Source organism: Sphaerochaeta sp. S2 (genome assembly GCF_016406725.1).
In the GTDB taxonomy this organism is placed as follows: Bacteria; Spirochaetota; Spirochaetia; order Sphaerochaetales; family Sphaerochaetaceae; genus Sphaerochaeta.
This window is the reverse complement of the sequence record NZ_JAEKNT010000400.1, coordinates 1-5579: the sequence shown is the minus strand read 5'-3', so window position 1 is coordinate 5579 and position 5579 is coordinate 1. Positions and strand designations below refer to the sequence as shown.

Annotated in this window: 6 protein-coding genes, 1 tRNA gene and 1 pseudogene; 3 read left to right on the top strand and 5 right to left on the bottom strand. The window is 45.2% G+C overall.

The features are described 5' to 3' along the window. From JF818_RS11800 to JF818_RS11780, 5 genes are all read right to left on the bottom strand, one after another. A partial coding sequence (locus JF818_RS11800; RefSeq protein WP_198892201.1) for a 50S ribosomal protein L25 occupies nt 1-326 on the bottom strand: 326 nt, incomplete at its 3' end. A gap of 170 nt (nt 327-496) precedes the next feature. Then, nucleotides 497-568: transfer RNA gene (locus JF818_RS11795), tRNA-Gln, on the bottom strand. 49 nt (nt 569-617) lie between these two features. Continuing rightward, the gene (gene spoVG / locus JF818_RS11790) at nt 618-911 is read right to left on the bottom strand and encodes a septation regulator SpoVG (protein WP_198892200.1); all 294 of its coding nucleotides are present in this window, start codon (nt 909-911) and stop codon (nt 618-620) included. A gap of 19 nt (nt 912-930) precedes the next feature. Next, nucleotides 931-1821, bottom strand: coding sequence for a 4-(cytidine 5'-diphospho)-2-C-methyl-D-erythritol kinase (ispE, locus tag JF818_RS11785; protein ID WP_198892199.1), 891 nt, complete (start codon nt 1819-1821; stop codon nt 931-933). 141 nt (nt 1822-1962) lie between these two features. Then, nucleotides 1963-2583, bottom strand: a complete 621-nt coding sequence (locus JF818_RS11780) for a uracil-DNA glycosylase family protein (RefSeq protein ID WP_233067521.1) — start codon at nt 2581-2583, stop codon at nt 1963-1965. 166 nt (nt 2584-2749) lie between these two features. Here JF818_RS11780 and JF818_RS11775 point away from each other — a divergent pair, with 166 nt between their 5' ends. The 3 genes and pseudogenes from JF818_RS11775 to JF818_RS11765 form a co-directional block, all read left to right on the top strand. Continuing rightward, nucleotides 2750-3511, top strand: a complete 762-nt coding sequence (locus JF818_RS11775) for an HAD family hydrolase (protein ID WP_198892197.1) — start codon at nt 2750-2752, stop codon at nt 3509-3511. Between the two features lie 153 nt (nt 3512-3664). Continuing rightward, complete coding sequence (locus JF818_RS11770) at nt 3665-5374, top strand: AMP-binding protein (protein ID WP_198892196.1); 1710 nt, start codon at nt 3665-3667, stop codon at nt 5372-5374. Between the two features lie 23 nt (nt 5375-5397). Beyond that, nucleotides 5398-5579, top strand: a pseudogene (locus tag JF818_RS11765) (amidohydrolase); the annotation flags it as partial.

Here is a 5579-nt window from a genome sequence, read left to right as displayed (position 1 = left end):
ATGGAAACCAAGGTACGCAGTGCTTGACCACGAGTAACCTCATAGAAGTCAACGTGCTTGATCTCTCCGCGCATCAGGTCTTCCTGATAATCCTTCAACAATACTTCATAGTGCTTTCGACCTACTGCAATCTTCAGCAATGCTGTCTCTGAGAAGTGACGCATCTTGTTGGTGAATTCACGGGCATCAAGGGCAATGTGCACAGGATCCTTCTTGCCATAGATAACGGCAGGGATCTGGCCGCCACGAAGCAGGCGACGAGCGCCGGCACTACCGAAATCTTCGGTTCTTGGTTTAGCTTTCAAGCTTCTGTTGATGTCAGACATACATACTCCTTGTACTCTCATTGGCGCATCGTAACTACATGATGCCCAATTACCATAACATTTGGATATTTAGAATACCACTAATGTGGGAGTATAGAATGTTTTGGCGTGCCAACACAAGTACTCCACACAAACAAAATGAGCAGCCCAAAAGACAGGACTGCTCACTACTGGGAAGGAGGGATTCGAACCCCCGATGCCGGCACCAAAAACCAGAGCCTTAACCGCTTGGCGACTTCCCAACAACGGAAATGACAGTATACCATATTCCCAAGTTTGTCCAGCGGATTGCTATAATTCCTTTTTTTCTGTTTCCTGAGGAGCTTCCTGTGCTTCCTCAGAGTCATATGCTTTCATTACCACTTGCTGCAAATGATCTCTGAAGTCACTGCTGATTGGATGGGCTACATCCTTGAATTCCCCATTGGCCAACTGCCTGCTCGGCATGGCAATGAAGTCTCCTTCCCTGCCCTCTATAATCTTGATATTGTGCACCACAAATTGATTGTCAAACGTTACGGTCACATAAGCCTTCAATTTACCTGCTTGACTGACTTTTCGTACTCGAACCTCAGAAATGTCCACAAGAACCTCCAAACAACCTTTATCTTATTTTCATAACTAAACCGGTTTTCCAGCTCATTACTCCAGCCCCGAACCGCATCTGTACCTCATCGTAAACAGCCTGTACTTGTTTCGTATCATCACTGACGAAAAACCAACAAGCACCGCTGCCTGTAAGGCCACAATATCCATGGCTAGTACTGCATAGCTGTCCAAGTTGGCCATAGAAGTCTTGGTGTTCCACACCTTGTTGAAAATCATTATACAACAAACTTTTCCATACCGCAGGTGATTTCTTGAAAACTTCTTCAATCTCCTCACCTGTAGGCCCCAATGTGACCAAACTACCGCTACGAACCTCGTCAAGCCTGGAGTAGGCAGATGACGTAGATGTAGCAAAGGAGGTAGGCATCACCAAACACAACGCCAGATCCCTCTGCTGTATAGGTGTGATTATTTCTCCCCTACCAGTTACGATTGCGCAGCTTTGAGAAGAAAGGAAGAAGGGGACATCACTTCCAACTTGCAACGCGATATCAGCTAGGGATTTCTCGTCAAGCGCAGCTTCTCCAGCATATTCCTGCAACAGAAGCAACACAGAAGCAGCATCGCTTGAACCACCACCCAAACCAGCCTGGGAGGGAATACGTTTCTTGCAATCAATATGTAAAGAGAGAGGTAGCCGAGTTCGCTCACACCATAGGCGGGCAGCCTTGGTCAAAGTATCCTCTCCATCAAGTTGAAACGCTTCCAATCCAGTTACTTCTACCTTGAAATTGCTCTTCCCCTTTACCGTGATGGATACATCATCGGCAAGATTCACCAAGGCAAACAGGGAACGGATGGGATGATACCCATCTTGAAACGGTTGGCCAACGGCCAGATGTAGATTAACCTTGGCATAAGCAGGACGCGCAAGTATGGTATCCATGTCCTACAGAGTATCAAAGCCAATGTTGATTGTCTAGTAAGATTTTTTCATAATTGTAAGCTTAGAGCCCTTTTTTTCGGGAATTACATTTCTAAAAGTGACATATTCACCTAGGATATAAAACAAATCTAGAATACAAGCTCATGCATCATTCCAGATACCAAGGTCAATGAGTTGTTGTTGGGTTTTCTCTTTCCAATTCCTGTTTGCTTGAGGATTGGCTGGACTGGGGTGAATGATGGAACCTAGTATATATCTACTATCATGTGAAACCACCTGTTGAAACTTCTTCAGTGCATACTTTCCTACTCCTATAAGATAGGCAGGCTTCAACAGCATGATCAGGTCCAAGAGATACCGGTCACAAATTGTCTCAAGAGCCATCCTCTCAACTTTGGGAAGTTTGTCAGGAGTAATATTCTTTGCATATTTAGATCGTTCCATGAAGGCCAACGGACAGTAATTGACAATGGCCATTTCCTTTGAAAATTTATCAGCGCTTGTATAGTGCTCTTCCATCAATGCCCACAAGCGCTTGCCGCTGACCTCACTTCGTTGCACAGACATTCCAAGCACAGGACGTGATGGATGCTCGATAGAGGGTTTCCCAATAGGTTCATCAAGCTTGAGAAACTGCTTCACTGCACCCACCTCCCCAAAAGGGATGCCATTTTGTGCCATACCGAAAGGTCCGGGATTCATCCCCAGCATCAGTGCCTGTACAGGATGAGAGAGATAGGTTCTCAGATATGCTTCATGCATGTTCCAAGCATATTGCAATGGATTGTAAATGTAAAAATCACCACTGAATCGCAATTGTTCCACCTGCCAAGCAAACAGCTCTGTCCGTTGTACTATTTCATCCGAGCAATTCTCCACCACTATCCCCCTAGCACAAAAGTCGGTTTGTACCGTATGATACCCCAACATGGCACAAAAGGTTGAGAAACTCAAGGGAATCATTTTTGACAAGGATGGGACGCTGTTTGACTACGCCCAGGTATGGGAGACTATCCTCAAGGAGGGTATCGCCCTTACCTTCAACTCCATGGGAAAGCAGCACCAGCAGACTGCCAAACAGGCAATGTTGAGCCTGATGGGCATCGATGAAGAGGGGCAGTGCATTCCCCGTGGCTTGGTGTTCACCCATCGCAGGGTCCAAATTCTCAGAAGATTCCTGCTCTATTGTATCCGTTATCGTGTAAATGCAATAAAGGCAATTAAAGGGTATAACAGAAGTGTCAAGCACAGTGAAGTTCTGCTTAACGAAAAACTCAAGCAGATGGATTTCTCTGTCCAACAACGTTTGTTCAGAAGATTGAAAGAAGAGGGGTATCACATTGGTGTCATTACCAGTGACAATGCTTCCTCGACCAATCTGTTCCTCTCCTTGATGGGTTTGGAAAAAATGGTCGATTTCATAGCCAGTAGAGACAGCAACTATCGCAGGAAACCCCACAGTGAAGCCTTCAATGCATTCTGTACACAAGCAGGAATTAACCCCTCCCAGGTTGCAATGGTAGGAGACACACTCACTGATATGCTCTTTGCAAAACGGGCTCAGTCAGGCTATCGCATTGCAGTTCTCACTGGAAGCAATGACAGGAGAAGGCTGGAAAGACTGAGTGATGTTGTCTATGAGGATATATCTTTCCTAGACACTGACAAGAGACTATTTCCTGCCCAATAGTACGTTTTGACTAAGAATCCAATCATTTCTGCTGGAACAATTTAGGCTTTTCTTGACAAATAGGGACCTTTCTGTGAGAATAATCGATAGATTCATATAAACTGCATCTAGTAGATTTCTATCATTCGCATTTCTTTTGGAGATTTCCCTATCATGAAACATTCCTGGGATGACCTTGACCAATATCGCGGTGTGCTGTTCGAAGGACAGTGGCCAACTATCATTGACTTATTGCTGATCACAGAAAAGAAGTTTGGAGGGCGAAACGGTTTTACAGTTTTCAAACCCAACAGGGAAACCCTTACATTCTCTGAAATTCTCCAAGAAGTCACTCGAGTCAGTTCTTATCTGCAGGAATGTGGTATAGAAAAAGGTGATCATATCATCATCAACGGGAAAAACAGTCCAGCATGGGCTATCGCCTATCTGGCAACCCTCCATGCAGGGGCAATCGTTGTTCCCTTGGACAACCAGATGAATACCGACCGTGTTGAAACACTCAGCAGTTTTGTGAAGGCCTCCTATATTTTTGCTGACAAGAATGTTCTTGAAGCACTCGACGTACAGAAAGAATGGTTTGGGGAATTGAAGGGGTGCGCAACGCTTCTGGGGGAGAGTGAATCATTTCCAAGCATCACCACCCTACAAGCGAAGAAAACATATGAGCGTATACCACGCTCAGAGCATGATATTGCTTCCATCCTCTTTACCAGTGGCACCACAGGAAATGAGAAAGGGGCCATGCTCACACATGCAAATATTGTAAGCGACCTCTACCAGGCATGTGATGGAACATTCCTCAGTCTGGATGAAACTGATGTATTGTATGCACTCCTTCCACTGCACCATAGCTATTGCTGTACAGCAGTACTGCTTGAATCCATCAAACATGGAGCAGAGTGTGTCTTTGGGCAGGATATTGTGGTAAGCAAAATGATCAATGACCTGAGAGAAGGCAAGGTCACTATTTTCATGGGAATACCGCTTCTATACAACAAACTACTTGCAGGAATTATGAAGCAGGTCAAGAAAAAAGGATTCTTGGTCAATACCTTGGTACATACAATGATGGTGATCAATGGTTTCACCAAGAAACACTTGCATTGGAATCCCTTCAGGAAAACCTTCAACAAACTACTGCTCAGCAAGATTGGTCTGGATCGGAATAATTTCCTCATTTGCGGGGCAGGCCCGCTTGCTCCAAAGGTCTTCAAGCAATATCAACAGCTTGGCCTCGATTTCATCCAAGGCTATGGGCTTACCGAGACGAGTCCAATCCTTACACTCAATCCAATCAGCCACTTCAAGGTGGAATCCGTTGGTATGGTATTCCCCTTGGTGGAAATGAAAATCGCAGAACCTGATGAAAACGGGGTGGGAGAAATCCGGGTCAAGGGCCCAAACATCACCCAAGGTTATTACAACGACCCGGTCCATACCGCTGAATTATTTGATGAAGAAGGCTACCTGAAGACAGGTGACCTTGGATACCTCGACAAGGAAAACTACCTCTATCTCAAGGGCAGGGCAAAAAACATCATTGTCACCGAAGGTGGCAAGAATGTATATCCTGAGGAGATTGAGGATCTCTTCCAACTGTACAACCAGGTGGAGCAGATACTCATCCGTGGATACCAAGAAAAGAAAAACATACCCAGCGAGTTGATCGAGGCGGTGATTTACCCCAATGCTGACTACTACAAGGAACATACTGTTTCCGTGCAGGAGGATCTTGAGCGGGTAATCAAGGAAGTCAATCAACGTGTTTCAGGGTATAAGAAAATTACCAAGCTCACTATTACCAATGAGCCGATGGACATGACAAGTACCAAAAAGATCAAGCGCAACAAGGTGACTGTATAGTAGTTTCATGGTACTATAACCTCATGAAAACACTCATTTCCAACGTACTCATCATTCCGATGACCAAGGAAGGTTTGAGCCTTCGTGGTGATATCGGTATCGATGGGAAACATATTGTATTTGTCGGGACAGGAGACCCTTCCTTCAAGGCAGACCGTATCATTGATGGATCTTCATTCCTGGCAATGCCTTCCCTGGTGAATGC

Coding starts and splice junctions, on each gene's coding strand:
- ispE (WP_198892199.1), bottom strand. CDS start 1,821: ATGGATACCATACTTGCGCGTCCTGCTTATGCCAAGGTTAATCTACAT.
- JF818_RS11780 (WP_233067521.1), bottom strand. CDS start 2,583: ATGCATGAAGCATATCTGAGAACCTATCTCTCTCATCCTGTACAGGCA.
- JF818_RS11775 (WP_198892197.1), top strand. CDS start 2,750: ATGGCACAAAAGGTTGAGAAACTCAAGGGAATCATTTTTGACAAGGAT.
- JF818_RS11770 (WP_198892196.1), top strand. CDS start 3,665: ATGAAACATTCCTGGGATGACCTTGACCAATATCGCGGTGTGCTGTTC.